This is a genomic window from Paraburkholderia sp. WS6 (assembly GCF_030464835.1).
Classification (GTDB): domain Bacteria; phylum Pseudomonadota; class Gammaproteobacteria; order Burkholderiales; family Burkholderiaceae; genus Paraburkholderia; species Paraburkholderia madseniana.
Window position 1 is genome coordinate 1 of the sequence record NZ_JALQCK010000076.1, and the last position, 19,523, is coordinate 19,523.

General features: G+C 62.2%; 18 protein-coding genes. 6 read left to right on the plus strand and 12 right to left on the minus strand.

What is annotated here, in order from left to right:
* Positions 1-203 precede the first annotated feature (203 nt).
* From M0D64_RS43360 to M0D64_RS43370, 3 genes are all read left to right on the plus strand, one after another.
* Positions 204-470 carry a type B 50S ribosomal protein L31 gene (locus M0D64_RS43360; protein ID WP_154564764.1) on the plus strand — a complete coding sequence of 89 codons (267 nt, stop codon included), beginning with the start codon at positions 204-206 and terminating at the stop codon, positions 468-470.
* Positions 471-787: 317 nt separating this feature from the next.
* On the plus strand, positions 788-2,545 hold the full coding sequence (locus M0D64_RS43365) for a glycosyltransferase family 39 protein (RefSeq protein WP_266262136.1): 1,758 nt from the start codon (positions 788-790) through the stop codon (positions 2,543-2,545).
* 2 nt (positions 2,546-2,547) lie between these two features.
* Positions 2,548-3,927 (plus strand): MATE family efflux transporter, encoded by a 1,380-nt coding sequence (locus M0D64_RS43370; RefSeq protein ID WP_171929180.1) that lies wholly within the window; start codon positions 2,548-2,550, stop codon positions 3,925-3,927.
* Between the two features lie 245 nt (positions 3,928-4,172).
* On the opposite strand, the gene M0D64_RS43375 is transcribed toward M0D64_RS43370, so the two are convergent.
* The 3 genes from M0D64_RS43375 to M0D64_RS43385 form a co-directional block, all read right to left on the minus strand.
* Positions 4,173-4,601, minus strand: a complete 429-nt coding sequence (locus M0D64_RS43375) for a carboxymuconolactone decarboxylase family protein (RefSeq protein WP_154564770.1) — start codon at positions 4,599-4,601, stop codon at positions 4,173-4,175.
* A complete protein-coding gene (locus tag M0D64_RS43380) occupies positions 4,553-5,065 on the minus strand; it encodes a MerR family transcriptional regulator (protein ID WP_266262137.1) in 513 nt (170 codons plus the stop codon). Before M0D64_RS43380 ends, M0D64_RS43375 begins: the two co-directional genes overlap by 49 nt.
* Before the next feature lie 77 nt (positions 5,066-5,142).
* Positions 5,143-5,370 carry a hypothetical protein gene (locus M0D64_RS43385; RefSeq protein ID WP_266262138.1) on the minus strand — a complete coding sequence of 76 codons (228 nt, stop codon included), beginning with the start codon at positions 5,368-5,370 and terminating at the stop codon, positions 5,143-5,145.
* On the opposite strand from M0D64_RS43385, the gene M0D64_RS43390 reads away from it, so the two are divergent.
* Both M0D64_RS43390 and M0D64_RS43395 read left to right on the plus strand, forming a co-directional pair.
* Positions 5,369-5,965, plus strand: coding sequence for a helix-hairpin-helix domain-containing protein (locus M0D64_RS43390; protein WP_266262139.1), 597 nt, complete (start codon positions 5,369-5,371; stop codon positions 5,963-5,965). The two genes, M0D64_RS43385 and M0D64_RS43390, sit on opposite strands and share 2 nt — an antisense overlap.
* Before the next feature lie 176 nt (positions 5,966-6,141).
* Positions 6,142-6,570 (plus strand): YidB family protein, encoded by a 429-nt coding sequence (locus tag M0D64_RS43395; RefSeq protein ID WP_154564776.1) that lies wholly within the window; start codon positions 6,142-6,144, stop codon positions 6,568-6,570.
* 168 nt (positions 6,571-6,738) lie between these two features.
* On the opposite strand, the gene clpB is transcribed toward M0D64_RS43395, so the two are convergent.
* Entirely contained in the window at positions 6,739-9,336 is a 2,598-nt protein-coding gene (gene clpB, locus M0D64_RS43400; RefSeq protein WP_093632636.1) for an ATP-dependent chaperone ClpB, read from the minus strand.
* Between the two features lie 119 nt (positions 9,337-9,455).
* Positions 9,456-9,953, minus strand: a complete 498-nt coding sequence (locus tag M0D64_RS43405) for an Rrf2 family transcriptional regulator (protein ID WP_266262140.1) — start codon at positions 9,951-9,953, stop codon at positions 9,456-9,458.
* A gap of 304 nt (positions 9,954-10,257) precedes the next feature.
* Here M0D64_RS43405 and M0D64_RS43410 point away from each other — a divergent pair, with 304 nt between their 5' ends.
* Positions 10,258-10,815, plus strand: coding sequence for a group III truncated hemoglobin (locus tag M0D64_RS43410; protein WP_266262141.1), 558 nt, complete (start codon positions 10,258-10,260; stop codon positions 10,813-10,815).
* A 135-nt stretch (positions 10,816-10,950) separates the two neighbouring features.
* Here the strand turns inward: M0D64_RS43410 and moaE are convergent, their stop codons facing one another.
* The 7 genes from moaE to ltrA form a co-directional block, all read right to left on the minus strand.
* Positions 10,951-11,427 carry a molybdopterin synthase catalytic subunit MoaE gene (gene moaE / locus M0D64_RS43415; protein WP_054039446.1) on the minus strand — a complete coding sequence of 159 codons (477 nt, stop codon included), beginning with the start codon at positions 11,425-11,427 and terminating at the stop codon, positions 10,951-10,953.
* A gap of 71 nt (positions 11,428-11,498) precedes the next feature.
* Positions 11,499-11,756 carry a molybdopterin converting factor subunit 1 gene (moaD, locus tag M0D64_RS43420; RefSeq protein WP_154564782.1) on the minus strand — a complete coding sequence of 86 codons (258 nt, stop codon included), beginning with the start codon at positions 11,754-11,756 and terminating at the stop codon, positions 11,499-11,501.
* A gap of 26 nt (positions 11,757-11,782) precedes the next feature.
* Positions 11,783-13,015 carry a gephyrin-like molybdotransferase Glp gene (gene glp / locus M0D64_RS43425; RefSeq protein ID WP_266262144.1) on the minus strand — a complete coding sequence of 411 codons (1,233 nt, stop codon included), beginning with the start codon at positions 13,013-13,015 and terminating at the stop codon, positions 11,783-11,785.
* A 453-nt stretch (positions 13,016-13,468) separates the two neighbouring features.
* Positions 13,469-14,920: a threonine synthase gene (gene thrC / locus M0D64_RS43430; RefSeq protein WP_154564784.1), complete on the minus strand. Its 1,452-nt coding sequence runs from the start codon at positions 14,918-14,920 to the stop codon at positions 13,469-13,471.
* Between the two features lie 7 nt (positions 14,921-14,927).
* Positions 14,928-16,259, minus strand: a complete 1,332-nt coding sequence (locus M0D64_RS43435) for a homoserine dehydrogenase (protein WP_074284306.1) — start codon at positions 16,257-16,259, stop codon at positions 14,928-14,930.
* Between the two features lie 76 nt (positions 16,260-16,335).
* Positions 16,336-17,583 carry a pyridoxal phosphate-dependent aminotransferase gene (locus M0D64_RS43440; protein ID WP_301717754.1) on the minus strand — a complete coding sequence of 416 codons (1,248 nt, stop codon included), beginning with the start codon at positions 17,581-17,583 and terminating at the stop codon, positions 16,336-16,338.
* 327 nt (positions 17,584-17,910) lie between these two features.
* Positions 17,911-19,523, minus strand: a 1,613-nt coding sequence (ltrA, locus tag M0D64_RS43445; protein WP_266262143.1) for a group II intron reverse transcriptase/maturase, incomplete at its 5' end; no start/stop codon positions are given.

A 19,523-nucleotide genomic window follows, 5' to 3' on the forward strand; every position in this document is an offset into this window, starting at 1 on the left:
TATGGACGTGAACAGCAGGAACGTTAACACACGGGGGATAAAGTTAACAGCCCTGCAAAAAGCCGGTAGAAAGGTCGTCAAGCGACTGATTTTCTGGCATAATCGCCGTTTTTCGACCATAGGCAAGTGGCTCGCGCCTAGATGCTGTCCGCATTCGTAGCGGCTGCTCGCGGGTTGGCTACCGCCAGATTAAAGGAAAGACCATGAAAGAAGGCATTCACCCGGATTACCGCGAAGTCCTGTTCGTCGACATGTCGATCGACTTCAAGTTTGTCACGCGCTCGACCATCCAGACGCGTGAAACCGCCGAATTCAACGGCAAGACCTACCCGCTCGCCAAGATCGAAATATCGTCGGAATCGCATCCGTTCTACACCGGCCAACAAAAGATCATGGACACGGCAGGCCGCGTCGAGAAGTTCAACAAGAAGTTCGGCTCGCGCGCTACCGGCAAGGCAGCAGCGAAGTAATACCCGCCTCGTCGCCGGCCTTGGCCCGCAACGAAGCAGCAGCAAAAAAGGGCAGCGCGAGCTGCCCTTTTTTGTCTCCGCTTCTTCGTCGCGCTTGTTTGTCTTGCTTCTTTGTCCCCTTACCCCGGACGCCTGGTCGCACCCTGCCGCCCGTTGCGGCGACGTGTTACAGGCACCCCAATGACGTTGCGAGCCATTACCAGCCGTGACGCGCATCGCACGGCACGACTACAATGCCGGATGCTCCAAATTGGCCATTCCCGCCGGACCATTCGTCCGGTCCCGGCTGCACCGCTTATCCGATATCCACACACCGCATGAGACCTGCCGTTCGCCTCACTGCCTCCGCGACCAGTGCGTTGCCGCGCTGGCTGCTGCTGACCATCTGTATCGTCTACGCATTTTTTGGCCTGTTCGGCCGGGATCCGTGGAAGAACGAGGACGCAGCCGGCTTCGGCGTCATGTGGACGATGGCCAACGGCAGCGCGCACGACTGGCTGCTGCCGAATCTGGTCGGTAAATACATGACGGAAGACGGCCCGCTCGGGTACTGGCTCGGTGCCAGCGCGATCCGCGCGCTCGCGCCGTGGGTCGACGCGAGCAACGCGTCCCGCGTCTTCACGGGCCTGCTGTTTTGCGCCGGCTGTGCATTCGTCTGGTATGCGGCCTATCTCCTCGGGCGGCGCGCCGAAGTGCAGCCGTTCAAGTATGCATTCGGCGGGGAACCGGAGCCGCGCGACTACGGCCGCACCCTCGCCGACGGCGCACTGCTGATCCTGCTCGCCTGCTTCGGCCTTGCCGAACGCGGCCACGAAACCACGCCGCAGCTCGTGCAGTTCTTCGGCATCGCGATGCTCGTGTACGGTCTCGTGCGGATGATCGACAAGCCCATTCAGGGCGCGCTGATCTGGGGCTTGGCGCTCGGCCTCGTGACCCTGTCAAGCAGCCCGGTGCTGGTCGGCGCGCTGTTGCTCGGAACCCTGGCGATGGCGCTGATCGTGCGTGAAGCGCGCACGCGCTGGCTGCTGCTGGCCGGTTTGCCGGTAGCGCTAGCGCTGTCGGTGGCGTGGCCGATCGCCTCGCTCGCCGCCTTTCCCGACGACGCGGTCTGGTACCTGAACCAGTGGGTGCACGTCAGCCTGTCGTCGTTCGCCGGGCCGCCCGGCTCGGTGGCAGCCTACGCGCTCAAGAATCTGCCGCTCTTTACCTGGCCGGCCTGGCCACTGGCGCTCTGGGCGTGGTTCAGTTGGTCGGGCCTACGGCGCGCGCCGCACGTCGCGATTCCGCTGTCGGTGATCGGGCCGCTGCTCGTGTTGGTCGTGTTGCAGAGCCATCAGTCGAACCGCCTTTACATGCTGTTGCTGCCGCCGCTCGCGGTGCTGGCCGCCTTCGCGCTGCCCACGCTCAAGCGCGGCGCGATCAACGCGATCGACTGGTTCGCACTGTTGAGCTTCACGATCCTCGGCAGCTTCGTCTGGCTGGTGTACATAGCCGGACTGACCGGCTTCCCGCATCCGCTCGCACGCAACCTGGCGCGTCTCGCCCCGGGTTTTGCGCCGCAGTTCAAAGTCCTGTCGTTCGTGTGCGCGGTCGCCGTGACGATCTGCTGGTTCGTCCTCGTGCAATGGCGTCTCGCCCGTCATCCGAAAGTCCTGTGGCGCAGCGTGGTGCTCTCGAGCGCCGGCACGACGCTGATGTGGGTGCTGCTGATGACGCTGTGGCTGCCGGTCGTCAACTACAGCCGGACCTATAAGGACGTCGCCGAGCAGATCGCGAGCCATCTGCCGGAGGACTACACCTGCATCTCGCCGGTGCGCCTCGGTAACGCGCAGATCGCGACCTTCGCCTATTTCGGCGATATGCATTTCTCGTTCAATCAGGATTGCGACGTGATCCTGCGTCAGGACACCCAGGACTTCGGCGATCCGAGCGCCATGTCGGACTTCATGTGGAAGTTGGTGTGGGAAGGCCGCCGCGTAGCCGACCGCGACGAACGCTTCCGCCTGTACGTGCGGATCGACCGTCCGAAGCCGCCGGTCGTCAAACGCCGCAACTGGCATAAGAAGCCGGACTGAGCATGTTCGCCGACGTACGGAAAATCGCCGGACTCGCATGGCCCGTGCTGATCGGCCAACTGGCGATCATCGCGTTCGGCGTGATCGACACGGCGATGGTCGGCCGCTATTCGGCCGTCGATCTCGCCGCGCTCGGCCTCGGCTCGTCGATCTACATTTCCGTCTACATCGGTCTGACCGGCATCCTCACCGCGCTGCAACCGATCACCGCGCAACTGTATGGCGCGCGCCGCTACACGGAGATCGGCGAGGAAGTGCGCCAGGCCTTGTGGCTCGCGCTCGCATTGACCGTGATCGGCTTTCTGATTCTCTATTTTCCGGGGCGCGTGCTGCAGCTCGCGCGCGTGCCCGAGACGCTGCATGAGCGCACGGTCGCCTACCTGCAGATTCTGGCGTTTGGCTTGCCGGCCGGCCTTGCCTTTCGCGTCTATAGCTCGATCACCAATGCCGTCGGCAAACCGCGGCTCGTGATGATCCTGCAGATCGGCGCACTGCTGCTCAAGGTTCCGCTCAACACATGGTTCATCTTTGGCGGACTCGGTGTGCCGGCGCTCGGCGGACCGGGTTGCGCGCTTGCCAGCACCACGATCAACTGGGGGCTGGCCGTAGTGGGGATGCTGCTGTTAACGCGCGTCGACGTGTTCAAGCCGTTCGCGATCTTTGCCCACTTCTGCTGGCCCGTCTGGCGCCGGCAGGCGGCGCAACTGCGCCTCGGCATTCCGATGGGTCTGTCGTACCTGATCGAAGTCACCTCCTACACGTTCATGGCGCTCTTCATTGCGCGCTTCGGCACGACGACGCTCGCCGGCCACCAGATCGCCGGCAACATCGGTGCGGTGCTCTATATGACGCCGCTGGCGATCGGGATTGCCTCGTCGACGCTGGTCGCCCAGGCATTAGGTGCGCATCGCCCGGAAGCGGCGCGCACGCTGTCGCGGCACGGCATCATGATGGCTGTGGCGATTGCCTGCTGTTACGGCGTGATCGTGCTGGTGCTGCGGCCGTACGTGATCGAAGGCTATACGCCGAACGCGCAGGTCGCGGCGGCGGCGATGCCGCTGGTGCTGATCGTCGTGTGCTATCACCTGTTCGATGCGTTGCAGATCACCACCGCGTTCGTGCTGCGTGCGTACAAGGTGGCGGTCGTACCGACCGTTATCTATGCGGTTGCGCTGTGGGGCGTGGGGCTCGGCGGCGGGTATCTGCTCGGATTTAATGTCACGGGTTTTACGCCGGAATGGCTGACCGGCGCGCGCGGCTTCTGGGTCGCCAATACGGCGAGCCTGGCGATTGCCGGCATCGGTTTGCTGTTGTACTGGCGTGGTGTGAGCAAGCGGTATTTGGGTGCCGAGGCGGTGGTCAGGGTGGATTCGGCGGCTTGAGGAGGCTTGTTGGGCTCAATCGGCTTGCTGCCCTTGCCGGGCTTGCTGGGCTTGCCGGGAGCATTCGACCGGATCGTGGGAGTTGGCGTGCAAGACCGCGGGAAAAGCCCCACCCATGCTAGCTGGGTTTTCCGGCCATATCCGCAGCGCGACGTCGAAGTGGCATGCGATAGCGGACCGTTAGTTGCATGTTGGACGCTGTAAAAACGGCCGCACCCGGCAGCCGCCCGCCCTTCTCTCTTGTCTCAAGCCGCCTGCGCCTCTTTCGGTGCCTGCCGCTCCTCCAACGCCAGATCGCGCCGCTCGAAAATCTCCCGCGCCGCGAACAGCGCGTTCAGCGCCGCCGGGAAGCCCGCATAGAGCGCCATCTGCATGAACACCTCGACGATCTCCTCGCGCGTGCAGCCGACGTTCAACGCCGCCTCGATATGCACCTTCAACTGCGGTTGCGCACAACCGAGCGTCGCCAGCGATGCAATCGTCGCGATCTCGCGGGCGCGCAGGTCGAGTTGCGGCCGGCTGTAGATATCGCCGAAGCCGAATTCGATCACCAGGCGTCCGAAATCCGGCGCGATCGGCGCAAGCGCGGCGATCACCTGCTCGCCGGTCGAGCCGTCGATTTCCTTCAGTTTGTCCCAGCCTCGGGTGTAGCGATCGTTTTGTGCGTGTTCCATGGTGAGTCCTTGTCCGAATGCGAAAGTGATTGGGTTTCGTCGATCTGTCGTGTCGGAGTGCTCGCGGCGGGCGTCCGCCCAACGGTTTGCTGCGCAGTTGCTTCTTCGTAGTAAGCGATTTTGTCGATGATCGCGCCGAGATTGCTTTGCAACTCGGCGATCCGCGCCAAAACGGCATCCCGATGCGCCACCAGCAAGTCGCGGCGCTCACCCACCGTAGACTGACCTTCTGTCCGCAGTGCCGCGAACGCCTGCATCCCGGCGATCGGCATGCCGGTCGCCTTCAGGCGCATCACGATCTGCAGCCAGTCGAGATCGGCCGGCGAATACAGGCGATGCCCCGCCTGCGTGCGCCCGACCGCCCGAATCAGGCCGGCCTGCTCGTAATAACGCAGCGTATGGGTGGAGACGCCGATCGTTCCGGCGACCTCGCCGATGGTGAGTGCTTTTGACATTTTCGACATGACGGAACTCAGGTTAGGACTTCGAGTGCACTCTAAGTCAAGTAGAAGGCGCTGTCATTTATCTGCCTTGTCGTTATTTACGGCGGACTGATAAACTCATAACTGCTTAATCGCCAGGCAAAAGCTTCAAATAATGTCCAGCCTGATTTACTTGTCATGAATCGATCGGTATAAATCGTCGGCGTTCGCAAATAAGGGCGCGCAATTTGTTCTATGCTTAAGCGCAGCGCCTGCTGACAAGGTGCGTCGTCCCGAGTTTTCCCTTTGCGGCTAACTTTTTTTGCCCTCAATGGAGTGCTTGCCATGCTGAAGAAGCTTTTGATGCTTTGCGTTGCTTTGGCTTTGTCGCTGTCGGCCGGATTTGCGGCAGCCGTCGAAGTAAATTCCGCCGATCAGGCGGCGCTCGAATCGGTCAAGGGTATCGGGCCGGTGCATGCGAAAGCGATCATCGACGAACGCACCAAGAACGGCCCGTTCAAGGATGCCGATGATCTCGCCACCCGCGTCAAAGGCATCGGCACCAAATCGGTGACCAATCTCGAAGCAGCCGGTCTGACGATCAACGGCTCGTCCACGCCGCCTACGGGCGCCAAGGCTGCCTCGAAATCCAGTAGCACCGCCAGCACCAAGGCGGCGCCGGCGGCCGCTCCTGCGGCGACTACCGCGGCCGCGACAACAACACCAGCGGCACCGGCCGCACCTGCCGAGGCGTCCGGCACCAAAGCGTCGAAGTCGAAGAAGAAGAGCAAGGCCGCGGCGTCCGACGCCGCGGCTGCTTCCGCGCCGGCCACAGCGGCCGCTGCCAGCGCGCCGGCCGACGCATCCGGCACCAAGGCTTCGAAGAAGAAGGCGAAGAAGAGCAAGGCTGCATCGGCTGCAGCAGCCTCTGGCGGGGCGTAAATCGGGTTGAGTACCGGCCGCATGGCGGCCTCGCCGGTCACGCGCGATGCGCGCGTGATGCACACATAAGCGCGGCCCCGCTTCCGTCTACCTTCCTTCCATCGGCGCCGCGCGACCGCGCGGCGTTTTCACCCGCTGACTCGTCAAACACGGGTCGGCATTCAAGAGAGACCGTCATGAGCCTACTCGACACTATCGGTTCCCTGGTTGGCAAATCGCCTGAAGGCGGTGGCCAGCAAGCCCTCGTTTCAGCCGCGCTGGAATTCGTCAACAACCAGCCGGGCGGCCTGAACGGCCTGATCAGCAGCTTCAAGGAAAAGGGCCTCGGCGACGTCGTGTCGTCGTGGGTCAGCAACGGCGAGAATCAGGCGATCTCGCCCGACGCCCTGCACAGCGTGCTTGGGTCGGACGTCGTCACCAACCTCGCGGCGAAGGCCGGCGTGCAACCGGATCAGGTCACCGGTCTGCTGTCACAGATTCTGCCGCACGTCGTCAACGCGGCGACGCCCAATGGTGAAGTGCCCGCCGAGGGCCAGGTGAACGCGAGCAGCGTGCTCGGCGCGCTCGGCAGTCTGTCGTCGCTGTTCGGGAAGGGCAACGCGTAACGCCGAACGTATCGGCCGCCGCCGCGCTGATCCGGGCGCACCGCGGCAAATAAAAAGGGCAACGAATCTTGATTCGTTGCCCTTTTTTCATTCGTCCGTCAGGGGCAGTTCACCACGTCCGCCCTGTCGGAGCTGCGATACGCGCCGCAGGGGTGACTAGAACACCACTTAATGCACGACGCGGTCGAACACCAGCTTGCCGTCTTCCACTTCGACCGGAATCACATCCTTCGGACCGAACTTGCCGGCGAGTATCAGCTTGGCGACCGGGTTCTCGATCTCCTGCTGGATTGCGCGCTTCAGCGGCCGCGCCCCGAATAGCGGATCGTAGCCGACCTTGCCGACGTGCTCGAGCGCCGCGTCCGACACCACCAGTTGCATGTCGAGCTTGGCAAGCCGTTCATGCAGACGCTGCAACTGAATCCGCGCGATCGACTGGATGTTCGAACGGTCGAGCGCATGGAACACCACGACGTCGTCGATCCGGTTCAGGAACTCGGGCCGGAAGTGCAGCTTCACTTCTTCCCAGACCGCGTCCTTCACCGCTTCCTGCGGCTCGCCGACCATCGCCTGGATCACCTGCGAACCGAGGTTCGACGTCATCACGATCACCGTGTTCTTGAAGTCCACGGTACGGCCCTGGCCGTCGGTCATGCGGCCGTCGTCGAGCACTTGCAGCAGGACATTGAACACGTCCGGATGCGCCTTCTCGATTTCGTCGAGCAGGATCACGCTGTACGGCTTGCGGCGCACGGCTTCGGTCAGGTAACCCCCTTCCTCGTAGCCGACGTAGCCCGGCGGCGCGCCGATCAAACGCGCGACGCTATGCTTCTCCATGAATTCGCTCATGTCGATGCGGATCAGATGATCTTCCGAATCGAACAGGAACGACGCCAGCGCCTTGCACAGCTCGGTCTTGCCCACGCCGGTCGGCCCAAGGAACAGGAACGAGCCATACGGCCGGTTCGGATCCGCGAGACCCGCGCGTGAACGGCGAATCGCATCCGCCACCGCGGTGATCGCTTCGTCCTGACCGACCACGCGGTCGTGCAGTTTCTCTTCGATCTGCAGCAGCTTTTCGCGCTCGCCCTGCATCATGCGCGACACCGGAATGCCGGTGGAACGCGAGACGACTTCAGCGATTTCTTCCGCGCCGACCTGCGTGCGCAACAGACGCGGACGCGTCGGATTGTTCTGCTCTTTCGCTTCGGCCTGGGTCACTTCCTTCAACTGCGCTTCAAGACCCGGCAACTTGCCGTACTGCAACTCGGCGACCTTCTCCAGCTTGCCTTCACGCTGCAAGCGAACGATTTCCGCACGCGTTTTTTCGATATCTTCCTTCAACTGCGCGCTGCCCTGCACCGCCGCTTTTTCCGCGGTCCAGATTTCTTCGAGGTCCGAATATTCGCGATCCAGCCGCTCGATTTCTTCTTCGATCAGTTGCAGACGCTTTTGCGACGCTTCGTCCTTTTCCTTCTTGACGGCTTCGCGCTCGATCTTCAACTGGATCAAACGACGGTCGAGCCGATCCATCTCTTCCGGCTTCGAGTCGATTTCCATCTTGATCTTCGAAGCGGCTTCGTCGATCAGGTCGATGGCCTTGTCCGGCAAAAAACGATCCGTGATGTAGCGATGCGACAGTTCGGCTGCCGCGACGATCGCCGGGTCGGTGATGTCGACGCCGTGATGCAGCTCATACTTTTCCTGCAAACCGCGCAGGATCGCGATGGTGGCTTCGACCGACGGTTCGTCGACCAGCACCTTCTGGAAACGGCGCTCGAGCGCGGCGTCTTTTTCGATGTACTTGCGATATTCATCGAGCGTGGTGGCGCCGACGCAATGCAGTTCGCCGCGCGAAAGCGCCGGCTTGAGCATGTTGCCGGCGTCCATTGCGCCTTCGGCCTTGCCCGCACCGACCATCGTGTGAATTTCGTCGATGAAGACGATGGTCTGGCCTTCGTCCTTCGCGATGTCGCTCAGCACGGCCTTCAGGCGTTCTTCGAACTCGCCGCGGTATTTCGCGCCGGCCAGCAACGCCGCCATGTCCAGCGACAACACGCGCTTGCCCTTGAGCGTTTCCGGCACTTCGCCGTTGACAATACGCTGCGCGAGTCCTTCGACGATCGCGGTCTTGCCGACGCCCGGCTCGCCGATCAGCACCGGATTGTTCTTGGTGCGACGCTGCAGGATCTGGATCGAGCGGCGAATTTCGTCGTCGCGGCCGATCACGGGGTCGAGCTTGCCTGCCCGCGCACGCTCGGTCAGGTCGACGGTGTACTTTTTCAGCGCTTCGCGCTGGCTTTCGGCGTCCTGGCTATGCACTTGCGAGCCGCCGCGCACCGCCGCGATCGCGCTTTCCAGCGACTTGCGCGACAGGCCGTGCTGGCGCGCCAGACGCCCGGCCTCGCCTTTATCGTCGGCAACCGCGAGCAGGAACATCTCGCTCGCGATGAACGTGTCGTTGAGTTTTTGTGCTTCCTTGTCCGCCTGGTTCAGCAAGCCGGTCAGTTCGCGGCCGATCTGCACGTTGCCGTCGGTGCCCTGTACCTGCGGCAGGCGCGTGATGGCATCGTTCAGCGCGGTTTGCAGCGCCTGGACATGCACGCCGGCACGCGAGAGCAGCGAACGCGCCGACCCGTCCTGCTGGGCGACGAGCGCCGAGAGGACATGAACCGGTTCGATGTATTGATTGTCGTGACCGACGGCCAGACTCTGCGCGTCGGCCAGTGCTTCCTGGAATTTAGTGGTAAGTTTGTCGATTCTCATCAAGAGACCTCCAATTTCAATTACCACCAAATTGAGGCGTTTTACGCAGGTTTCAAGCGCTTTTTTGCAATCAGCAACAACTATTTAACATTTGACGCGCGAGAACTTGCCCGCAGGTTTCAGGAAGCCGGCGTGGCGCCGCCAGCAGAAGCAACCGGCACGATCGGGATGACAGCGCTTAACCCAAGCAGCGCTGCCAGCGGGCCGTGCGGCGTTGCAACCTCGCCGATGGTATGACGGTCGAGTTCGGCGAGGAACGCGTTGCGCGCCGCCTCGAGCACGCCGCGCAGTCGGCAGTGCGATGTAATGACACAGGCCCGGCGCTCGTTTTGCTGGTCCGGGAAGCAGCCGACCAGCGCAAAGTCGCTTTCCGTGGCCCGCACGATCTCACCCACGGTCAACGCGCTGGTTTGTTCGGCGAGCCGCAGCCCGCCGTTACGCCCGCGCACCGTCTCGACCCAGCCAAGTTCGCCGAGTTGCTGCACCACCTTCATCAAATGGTTCTTGGATATCCCGTACGCGTCCGAGATGTCCTGAATGGTCGATAACCCTTCACCGCGGACGGTGAGGTACAGCAGGACGCGTAGTGAGTAATCCGTATAGTCGGTCAGTCTCATAAGTGCAGGTGCCACGATGAGCGCAAGCCGCGATCCGGGGGATAACCGCGTCGATGCAAGGGTTGCCGGGAGCCGTCGCTTCGCCATAAGATGCTGGCGCTACGCATGTTTTCTTATTTTGCGCTGACAGTCGGTGTTTGTCTTTCGGCAGTAATGGTAACGTTTCCCGCACGGGCCATTCATACGAAAAGCGGGGCATTCGTGGCCTACTTCCTTTTGTTTGGACACAGTTTGAGGTCATTCCTGACGGTCTGTGGCGCCATGTGGCGATTCATAATGAATAACGACATTATCTGGAATTAGCATGAATCCCTCTTTTCCCGCCGCACCGGTTGTCGAGCGCGCCGCCGAACCTACTGAGGCGAATATTCGCGAGCTCGTCTACGGCTTTTACGACCGCGTGCGCGCCGATCCGCTGCTGGGCCCAGTGTTCGAGGCGACGCTGGCGGGCCGTTGGGACGACCACTTGCCCAAGATGTGCACGTTCTGGGGCAGTCTTGTGCTGGGCGCGAAGCAATACCGCGGCAATGTGCAGCAGGCGCATCAGCCGCTCGAGGGCGTCGAGCCGCAGCATTTCAGCCGCTGGCTGTATCTGTTTCTGGATACGGTGGAGTCGCGCTATCAGCCGGCTGCCGCGGTGCGCTTCATGGAGCCGGCGCTGCGTATCGCGCAGAGTTTGCAGTTGAGCCGCTTCGGCTGGGATTACCAGATTCCGGCGGAGCAGCAGGCGTTGCTGGAGCGCGTCGCGCCGAAGCGTCCGCGCGACGATGACCCGCACGAACCGCATGCGCCGGGCGCCTCGACGCGGCGACCGGGTGAGCCGTTCCCGACGAGGATCATCGGCAAGGCGAAGACTGACTGACGGAGGTGCCCAAGCGGTGTCTCAGGGCCGCACGTAGGCCATGACGCGCAGGTACCCGAACTTGCACTGAAGATGCGCTGAAGCGTTCTGGGCGCGCCGCCCGGTCAGCTTCGGGACCTGAAACCCGGCGCCCTCCTAATCCTCTTCCTGGTTACCCGACTCGATACCCCACCGGGCCAGCGCCGCGTCATCGGCGACGCGGGCATCCACCCAGCGCTCGCCCTCTTCGGTTTTCTCTTTCTTCCAGAACGGCGCCTGGGTCTTCAGGTAGTCCATCACGAACTCACACGACGCGAAGGCATCGCCCCGATGCGCGGCGGTGGTCGCCACCAGCACGATCTGGTCGAGCGGATACAGCTTGCCGACCCGGTGCACGATCAGCACCTCGATTCCCGGCCAACGCTCGCGCGCGCTCACGACGATCGCTTCCAGCGACTTCTCCGTCATGCCCGGATAGTGTTCGAGCTCCATGGTTTCGACCGTGCTGCCGTCGTTCAGGTCGCGCACGGTGCCGACAAAACAGGCCACCGCGCCGATCTTCGGATTGCGCGCGCGCAACGCGGCGACCTCGGCAGTGAGGTCGAAGTCTTCCGTCTGGACGCGAACGGGCATATCTGGCTCCTGGGCGGCTTGGCGAGGTTTAGCGTGATCTGGCGGGTTTTTTAGCGACGATTCGACGCGTCTCAACCGCCGGTGACGGGCGGAAAGAACGCGACCTCGCAACCTTCGGTGACGCGTGCGCCGGCATCGGTCATCACGTGATTGCAGGCCATGCGCAGCGCGCGGCCTTCGGCAAGGGTGTCAGCCCAGGTGCCGCCGCGCACGCGCAACCAGGCGCGCACGTCGCCGACGGTCGAGATGCCGTCCGGCAGATCGACCGTTTCGTCGGCGGTGTCGAGCGCTTCGCGCACGCTTGCAAAATATCGGAGTTGAATCTTCATCGGGAAACCCGCCGGCTTTGCCGGCCTCAGTTCAGCAATTCGGAAAAGGGGATGAAACGCACGTTCTCACCGGCGCTGATCGCGTGGCTCGGCGGATTGTCGATCAGGCCGTCACCCCACACCGTCGACGTCAGCACGGCCGAGCTCTGATTCGGAAACAGATCGAGGCCGCCGGCCGCATTGATACGCGCGCGCAGGAATTCGTTGCGCCGGTCGGCCTTCTTCTGCGTGAAATCCGCGCGCAGCGACAGCGCGCGCGGCGCCACCGTCTGCATGCCGGCCAGAAGCAGGACGAACGGGCGAACGAACAGCAAAAAGGTCGCGAAGCTGGAAACCGGATTGCCCGGCAGGCCGATGAAGAAGGTTTCGGCTGACGCAGCCGCATCGGTCTGCTGCGCGGCACGGCGCACCGCGCCGAAGGCGAGTGGCTTGCCGGGTTTCATCGCGATCTGCCACATCGACAGGCGCCCCTCCGCCTCGACTGCCGGCTTGACGTGATCCTCCTCGCCGACCGACACGCCGCCGCAGGTGAGGATCAGATCGTGCGCTTGCGCCGCTTCACGCAGCGTCGCGCGGGTCGCGTCGAGTTTATCGGGGACGATGCCGTAGTCGGTCACCTCACAGCCTAGTTTTTCCAGCAGCCCGCGCAGCGTGAAACGGTTCGAGTTGTAGATCGCGCCGGGTTTCAGCGGTTCGCCAGGCATGGTCAATTCGTCGCCGGTGAAGAATACGGCGACTTTTACTCGGCGGCGCACCTGGAGTTCGGCGCAGCCGACCGACGCGGCGAGTCCCAATGCCTGCGGCGTCAGGCGCGTGCCCGCTGGAAGGATGGTCGAACCGTTACGGATGTCGGCGCCTTGCGCGGTGATCCATTCGCCGGGTGCTGGGTTGTGGAGGATCGTGACTTCGTTGCCGGCGGCCTCGGTTTGCTCCTGCATCACGATCGCGTCGGCGCCCGGGGGCACCGTAGCGCCGGTGAAGATGCGGGCTGCCGTGCCGGGTTTTAACGGCTCGGGCGCATGGCCGGCAGGAATGCGTTGCGAGACCGGCAGGCGGCGGTTGCCATCGGTTGCCAGATCTTCTGTGCGGATCGCGTAGCCGTCCATTGAACTGGTGTTCATGGGGGGGACGTCGAGCGGCGACGTAACGTCTGCCGATAGCACGCGGTTGAGCGCGTCTAGCGTGGGGATCGATTCCGTGCCGGTGATCGGGCTCGCTGCGCTGAGCAGGGTCGCCAACGCTTCGGCAGTGGAGAGCATCGGGGCGCGGGGCGTTGGGGTGGACATCTTCTGGTCTCGAAGCCGCTGGTTAAAGGAATATTGTAGCGGTCGAACTTGGTGGACGGTGGTGGGTGGGTGTTATGGTGGTTTTTTTGCCTTCGGCGGTGGCCGTTCCTTGATCTGGTTTTTGTGCCTTTCCTTGAATTGTTAGTGGTCTATTAGCGTTGCCCCTGTGCGGGGCGGCACCTACTTTTCTTTGCATGCCGCAAAGAAAAGTAGGCAAAAGAAAGCGGCTCAAACCACTCCTGCTAAGCGGGGCCCGTAGTTTACACAGGGTAGTGGTGCATCTGGAATCTGGGTTCGTGCCCCTGCATGCGCCAGTGACAAGGGCGTCATTCTTCCGGCGGCGCTGCGCGCGCCGAAGAGCACTTCTTCAAACCAATCTCGCCCGTCGCATCGACCGCGACGCTGTCGCGCTCGATACTCACGGTGTTACTCGCCCGTGTTCGCGACGATGAAGTCCTTTACGCGCTGTACGTCCGCCGGTAGCACTTCGAATCGCTGCGGCAGCGATTCCAGGCCCGAGAATGCGGCTGGGCGCTCCGGTTCGCGTAGCAGCGCTTCGCGGATCGTTTCGCCGAACTTGATCGGTTGCGCCGTCTCCAGCACGATCATCGGAATGCCCGCTTGCAAATGCTCGCGCGCTACCTTCAGGCCGTCTGCCGTGTGCGTGTCGATCATCGTGTCGTAACGCTCGAAGACGTCGCGGATCGCGTCCACACGGTCCTCGTGGCTGCTGCGGCCCGACACGAAACCGAATTCCTTCACGCGCGCAAAATCACCGCTCGCCGCCAGGTCGAAACCGCCCTTCTCTTCGACGTCGCGGAACAGTTGCAGCACGCGCGCCGGGTCGCGGCCCAGCAGGTCGAACACGAAACGCTCGAAGTTCGAAGCCTTCGAAATGTCCATGCTCGGGCTGCTCGTGTGGTACGTCTCTGCCGCCTTGCGCACGCGGTAAATGCCGGTGCGGAAGAATTCGTCGAGCACGTCATTTTCGTTCGTCGCGACCACCAGCTTCTCGATCGGCAAACCCATCATGCGGGCGATGTGGCCCGCACATACGTTGCCGAAATTGCCCGACGGCACCGTGAACGAGACGCGCTCGTCGTTCGACTTCGTCGCGGCAAAGTAGCCCTTGAAGTAGTACACGACTTGCGCCACGACGCGCGCCCAGTTGATCGAGTTGACTGTGCCGATCTTGTACTTCGCCTTGAACGCGTGGTCGTTCGAAACCGCCTTCACGATGTCCTGGGCGTCGTCGAACACGCCCTCGACCGCGATGTTGAAAATGTTCGGGTCCTGCAGGCTGTACATCTGCGCAGTCTGGAACGCGCTCATCTTCTTGTGCGGCGAGAGCATGAAGACGCTAATGCCCTTTTTGCCGCGCATCGCGTATTCCGCTGCGCTGCCGGTGTCGCCCGACGTTGCGCCCAGAATGTTCAGCGTCTCGCCGTGTCTGGCCAGCGCGTACTCGAACAGGTTGCCGATCAACTGCATCGCCATGTCCTTGAACGCGAGTGTCGGACCGTTCGACAGTTCCAGCAGCGACAGCGGCGCGCCGTTCTCGACGCCCAGCGTCTTCAACGGCGTGATCTGCGCGGCGCTTTCGTCGTCGCGCACGTGGCAATACGTCTTAGCCGTGTAGGTCTTGCGCGTCAGCGCGCGCAGGTCTTCGGCGGGGATGTCGTCGCTGAATTTCGACAGGATTTCGAACGCGAGATCCGCGTACGGCAGCGTGCGCCAGCGCGCCAGTTCGTCAGCCGTGACGCGCGGATATTCCGCCGGCAGGTACAGGCCGCCGTCTTTCGCAAGACCGCCCAGCAGAATGTCGGAAAACGTATGGCGCTCGCCGGCTCCGGCGCCGCGCGTAGAGAGGTAGTTCATATTCGGCCTAGTTCAGCGCTTCCATGCGCAGCTTCGTGACTTGCGAGACAACGGTCTTCAGCGCTTCGATCGTCTTGATCGCGGCGTTGACGTTCTTTTCAACCGTTTCGTGCGTAATCAGGATGATGTCGGTTTCGCCCTTGCCGTTCGCGTCGACCTGCTCCGATTCCTTCTGCAGCAGCGCGTCGATCGAGATGCCCCGATCCGCCAGGATGCGCGTGATGTCGGCCAGCACGCCCGTCACATCGGCCACGCGCAGGCGCAGGTAGTAGCCGCTCGTCACTTCGTCGATCGGCAGGATAGGTGTGCTCGACAGGCTGTCCGGCTGGAACGCCAGATGCGGAACGCGATGCTCCGGGTCCGCCGTATGCAGACGTGTCACGTCGACCAGGTCGGCCACCACGGCGGATGCCGTCGGCTCCGCGCCCGCGCCCTTGCCGTAGTACAGCGTCGAGCCAACCGCGTCGCCGTGCACGACAACCGCGTTCATCGCGCCTTCCACGTTCGCCAGCAGGCGTTTTTCCGGAATCAGCGTGGGATGCACGCGCAATTCGATGCCCTTGTCCGTACGGCGCGAGATGCCAAGCAGCTTGATGCGGTAGCCGAGTTCTTCAGCGTATTTGATGTCGATTGCAGCCAGTTTGCTAATGCCTTCGACGTACGCCTTGTCGAACTGCACCGGCACACCGAACGCGATCGCGCTCATGATTGTCGCCTTATGGGCGGCGTCCACGCCCTCGATGTCGAAGGTCGGATCGGCTTCGGCGTAACCCAGTTCCTGCGCGGCTTTCAACGCGGTCGCGAAATCGAGCCCGCGGTCGCGCATCTCCGAGAGGATGTAGTTCGTCGTGCCGTTGATGATGCCGGCAATGTACTGGATGCGATTGGCCGTGAGCCCTTCGCGCAGCGCCTTGATGATCGGAATGCCACCCGCCACCGCCGCCTCGAACGCCACCATCACGCCGTTGGCGCGCGCCGCTTCGAAAATCTCCGTACCGTGCACGGCGAGCAGCGCCTTGTTGGCCGTGACCACATGCTTGCGGTTCTTGATCGCGCGCAGGACGAGGTCGCGCGCCACGCCCGTGCCGCCGATCATTTCCGCGATGATATCGATCGACGGATCGTCGACCACCGCGTTGAAGTCATCGGTCAGCGCCACAGTGCCGGCTTCACTGCCGAGCGCCGCGGTCGCCTTGGCGGGATTGCGCACGGCAATGCGCGCAATCTCAATGCCGCGGCCCGCGCGGCGTTTGATTTCTTCCTGATTGCGGCGCAGTACCGTGAAGGTGCCGCTGCCTACCGTGCCGAAGCCCAGCAGTCCAACTTTGATCGGTTCCATGCAGCGTGTGTTTTCGAGTAAGGGATTAAAAGGAAACTGGGGCTGGCAGCGGCGCGCGCCGGGCGCGCCGTCCATCTCAAGCCGTGTGGCGTTTGCGGTAGCCGTCGAGGAAGCGCGCGATCCGGTTGATCGAATCCGCGAGGTCGTCCACGTTCGGCAGGAACACGACGCGGAAGTGATCCGGCGTCTTCCAGTTGAAACCGGTGCCTTGAACCAGCAGCACGCGCTCTTCCAGCAGAAGGTCGAGGATGAACTGCTGATCGTCCTTGATCGGATAAATCTTCGGGTCGAGGCGCGGGAACATATACAGCGCCGCCTCGGGCTTCACGCAACTCACGCCGGGGATGGCCGTCAGCATGTCATACGCGAGTTCGCGCTGTTTGTACAGGCGCCCGCTCGGCACGATCAGGTCGTTGATGCTCTGATAGCCGCCGAGCGCGGTCTGGATCGCGTACTGGCCGGGCACGTTCGGGCACAGGCGCATCGAGGCCAGAATGCCGAGCCCTTCGAAGTAGTCTTTGCCATTGCGGCGGTTCTCGCCGGTCAGGCCCGAGATGAACATCCAGCCGGCGCGGTAGCCGCACGAGCGGTAGCTCTTCGAGAGGCTGTTGAACGTGACGGTGAGCACGTCTTCCGAGAGCGCGGCCATCGACGTGTGCTTCTTGCCGTCATAGACGATCTTGTCGTAGACCTCGTCGGCGAAGATCACGAGGCCGTGCTGGCGGGCGATCTCGATCAGGCCGAGCAGCAGTTCGTCAGAGTAGAGCGCACCGGTGGGGTTGTTCGGATTGATGACGACGAGCGCACGCGTATTCGGCGTGATTTTCGCGCGAATGTCGTCCAGATCGGGCATCCAGCTGTTCGATTCGTCGCAGATGTAATGCACGGGCGTGCCGCCGGAGAGGCTGACGCCTGCGGTCCACAGCGGGTAATCCGGCGCGGGCAGCAACACTTCGTCGCCGTCGTTCAGCAGGCCCTGCAGCGCCATCACGATCAGCTCGGAGGCGCCATTGCCGATGTAGATGTCGTCCAGTTCGACGCCATGCGCGCCCTTTTGCTGCGTGTAGTGCATGATCGCCTTGCGCGCGGCGAACACACCCTTGGAATCCGAGTAGCCGGACGAGCCCGGCAGATTCAGGATCATGTCCTGGATGATTTCATCCGGCGCGTCGAAGCCGAACGGCGCGAGATTGCCGATGTTCAGCTTGATGATGCGGTGGCCCTCTTCTTCGAGCCGCTTCGCATGTTCGAGGACAGGCCCGCGAATGTCGTAGCAGACATTCAACAACTTGTTGGATTTGAGAATCGGTTTCACGGCGGGCACTTCTTCCTGTTGATGGGCTTGGGCGAACAAGCGGGGGCGGAAAAACCGGGACCCGGGCAAGTCCGCCGAATACGGGGAATTATGACGCGGCACGTCCGCCAGAGACGAGAAAAGCAGACGAAATGCGGGCAGAACCAGGGCAGGTAGCCGATGGGCCACGCCCGTGCCCTCAGGGCGGCTTATGACAGCACATGAGGTGGCACTTGAGCGAGGGGCGCCGCAAGGCGGCTGGAGGGTAGCCCCCCTTCCTCTCGGAAGAAGGGTCCCCTAAGAACTGTACGTGCGAGTTTCCCCGCATACAGCTCAAGCCTACAAGCAAAGCTCAGTCTAAGACAGAGCCGGTTTAGTTACGGCAATTTTACCAGCGTGCACCTGCTGGTGGCAGTGCGGGTGAAGCAACACCCTATTAGACAGCGCGTCCGACCCACCATGCATCCGATACTCCAGATGATGGTCGTGCCAGCCCGTTTCGTCCGTCAGAGCGCAGCCGCAATGCGCGCAGAGCCCGCGTTGCGACATGTACAGCTGGGCCCAGTGCTTACGGTAGCGCATCGAGTGCCACGCGCGCTCCTGCCGCAACTGTTCACCGTACTGCTCCCACGTCGGATCAAAAGGATTGAACTCGCCCTTGATCTTCGTGTGATATTTGATAACCGTACCGCTGAGCTGGTACAGCTCAAACAGCCCTTTGCTGCCATCTTTCCAAACAATGGGAGCGGCAAACACCCAATTTCGATCGCCCACCGAGTGAAAGTATTTCTTTCTCACCCAATTGGCGTTCTTCTGCGGGTGCCTGCGCTTCGACCACCACCAGAGCCTCTGGAAAACCAGATACTCCATGCGGTTGTACGCCTGCTTGGCTGATACGGGGTGGTGATATTGCGCCCAGCCCCGTAGCATCGGATTAAGCAAGCGGATTAGATCCTCCTGCCGCACCGCCTTGTTACCACTGATCGTTTCCGACACCTTGCGATAGAACGCTTGCGCATTCTTTTTGCTCGGTTTGATGAGCATCTTTCCCGAATACTTCCGGAAATTCCACCCAAGGAAATCGAAGCCATCGTCGATGTGAGTGATCCGCGTTTTCTCCTCGGATAGTTGCAAGCCTCGAACCGCGAGGAATGCCTCTATCCAAGGCCTGACTTCCTGTTCCAGCAATTCTTTCGAGTCGCCGGTGATCACGAAGTCATCCGCGTACCGCACCACATTGACCTTCAGCTTCTTGACTGTCGCGGTCGTGTACTTCGTACGTAGGTACGCGTCCAGTCCCTGCTCCAGTCCGTTCAGCGTCACATTCGCCAGCGTCGGGGAGATGATCCCTCCCTGCGGCGTACCAGCCTCAGTCGCCTGAAGCTGACCTCTATAAATCAGGCCAGCTTTCAACCACTTCCGGAGGATTTCCCGGTCCATTGGGACATGACTCTCCAGCCAGTCGTGATTGATGTGGTCAAAACACCCCTTGATATCGGCTTCCAGTACCCATCGAGACGAATCCTTCCGGGACGTGCAAACACGTATCTGGGCCATGGCATCTGCCGTAGAGCGGTTGATCCTGAATCCGTACGAATTCGGGTCGCTCGTTGACTCTGCCACAGGCTCCAAGGCCAGCAGATACAGGGCTTGCATCGCCCGGTCCCGCATGGTCGGAATGCCCAAAGGGCGTTCTTTTCCATTGGCCTTGGGGATAAAGACTCTCCGTAAAGGCAGAGGCTTGTATCCGCGCCGCTTCAACCTGCCGACAGCAAGCCATCGGCTGTCAGGCGAATCCCAAAGTTCGCGATCGACTCCAGCCGTTCGCGCACCCTGATTTTGCGTAACACGTCGTACCGCATACAGCTTGGCGGACAACGTGCGGGTCAACATCCGTTGCAGGGCTCTCCCCCTACGCCAGTTGCCTTCCCGCGTCGCCTTCGCAATTCGAATCTGCATCCCTCTCACGT

Bases quoted from the DNA above. Each gene is read 5' to 3' on its own strand.
- M0D64_RS43360 (WP_154564764.1), top strand. From the start codon at position 204: ATGAAAGAAGGCATTCACCCGGATTACCGCGAAGTCCTGTTCGTCGAC.
- M0D64_RS43365 (WP_266262136.1), top strand. From the start codon at position 788: ATGAGACCTGCCGTTCGCCTCACTGCCTCCGCGACCAGTGCGTTGCCG.
- M0D64_RS43370 (WP_171929180.1), top strand. From the start codon at position 2,548: ATGTTCGCCGACGTACGGAAAATCGCCGGACTCGCATGGCCCGTGCTG.
- M0D64_RS43375 (WP_154564770.1), bottom strand. From the start codon at position 4,601: ATGGAACACGCACAAAACGATCGCTACACCCGAGGCTGGGACAAACTG.
- M0D64_RS43380 (WP_266262137.1), bottom strand. From the start codon at position 5,065: ATGTCGAAAATGTCAAAAGCACTCACCATCGGCGAGGTCGCCGGAACG.
- M0D64_RS43390 (WP_266262139.1), top strand. From the start codon at position 5,369: ATGCTGAAGAAGCTTTTGATGCTTTGCGTTGCTTTGGCTTTGTCGCTG.
- M0D64_RS43385 (WP_266262138.1), bottom strand. From the start codon at position 5,370: ATGGCAAGCACTCCATTGAGGGCAAAAAAAGTTAGCCGCAAAGGGAAA.
- M0D64_RS43395 (WP_154564776.1), top strand. From the start codon at position 6,142: ATGAGCCTACTCGACACTATCGGTTCCCTGGTTGGCAAATCGCCTGAA.
- clpB (WP_093632636.1), bottom strand. From the start codon at position 9,336: ATGAGAATCGACAAACTTACCACTAAATTCCAGGAAGCACTGGCCGAC.
- M0D64_RS43405 (WP_266262140.1), bottom strand. From the start codon at position 9,953: ATGAGACTGACCGACTATACGGATTACTCACTACGCGTCCTGCTGTAC.
- M0D64_RS43410 (WP_266262141.1), top strand. From the start codon at position 10,258: ATGAATCCCTCTTTTCCCGCCGCACCGGTTGTCGAGCGCGCCGCCGAA.
- moaE (WP_054039446.1), bottom strand. From the start codon at position 11,427: ATGCCCGTTCGCGTCCAGACGGAAGACTTCGACCTCACTGCCGAGGTC.
- moaD (WP_154564782.1), bottom strand. From the start codon at position 11,756: ATGAAGATTCAACTCCGATATTTTGCAAGCGTGCGCGAAGCGCTCGAC.
- glp (WP_266262144.1), bottom strand. From the start codon at position 13,015: ATGCTCTCCACTGCCGAAGCGTTGGCGACCCTGCTCAGCGCAGCGAGC.
- thrC (WP_154564784.1), bottom strand. From the start codon at position 14,920: ATGAACTACCTCTCTACGCGCGGCGCCGGAGCCGGCGAGCGCCATACG.
- M0D64_RS43435 (WP_074284306.1), bottom strand. From the start codon at position 16,259: ATGGAACCGATCAAAGTTGGACTGCTGGGCTTCGGCACGGTAGGCAGC.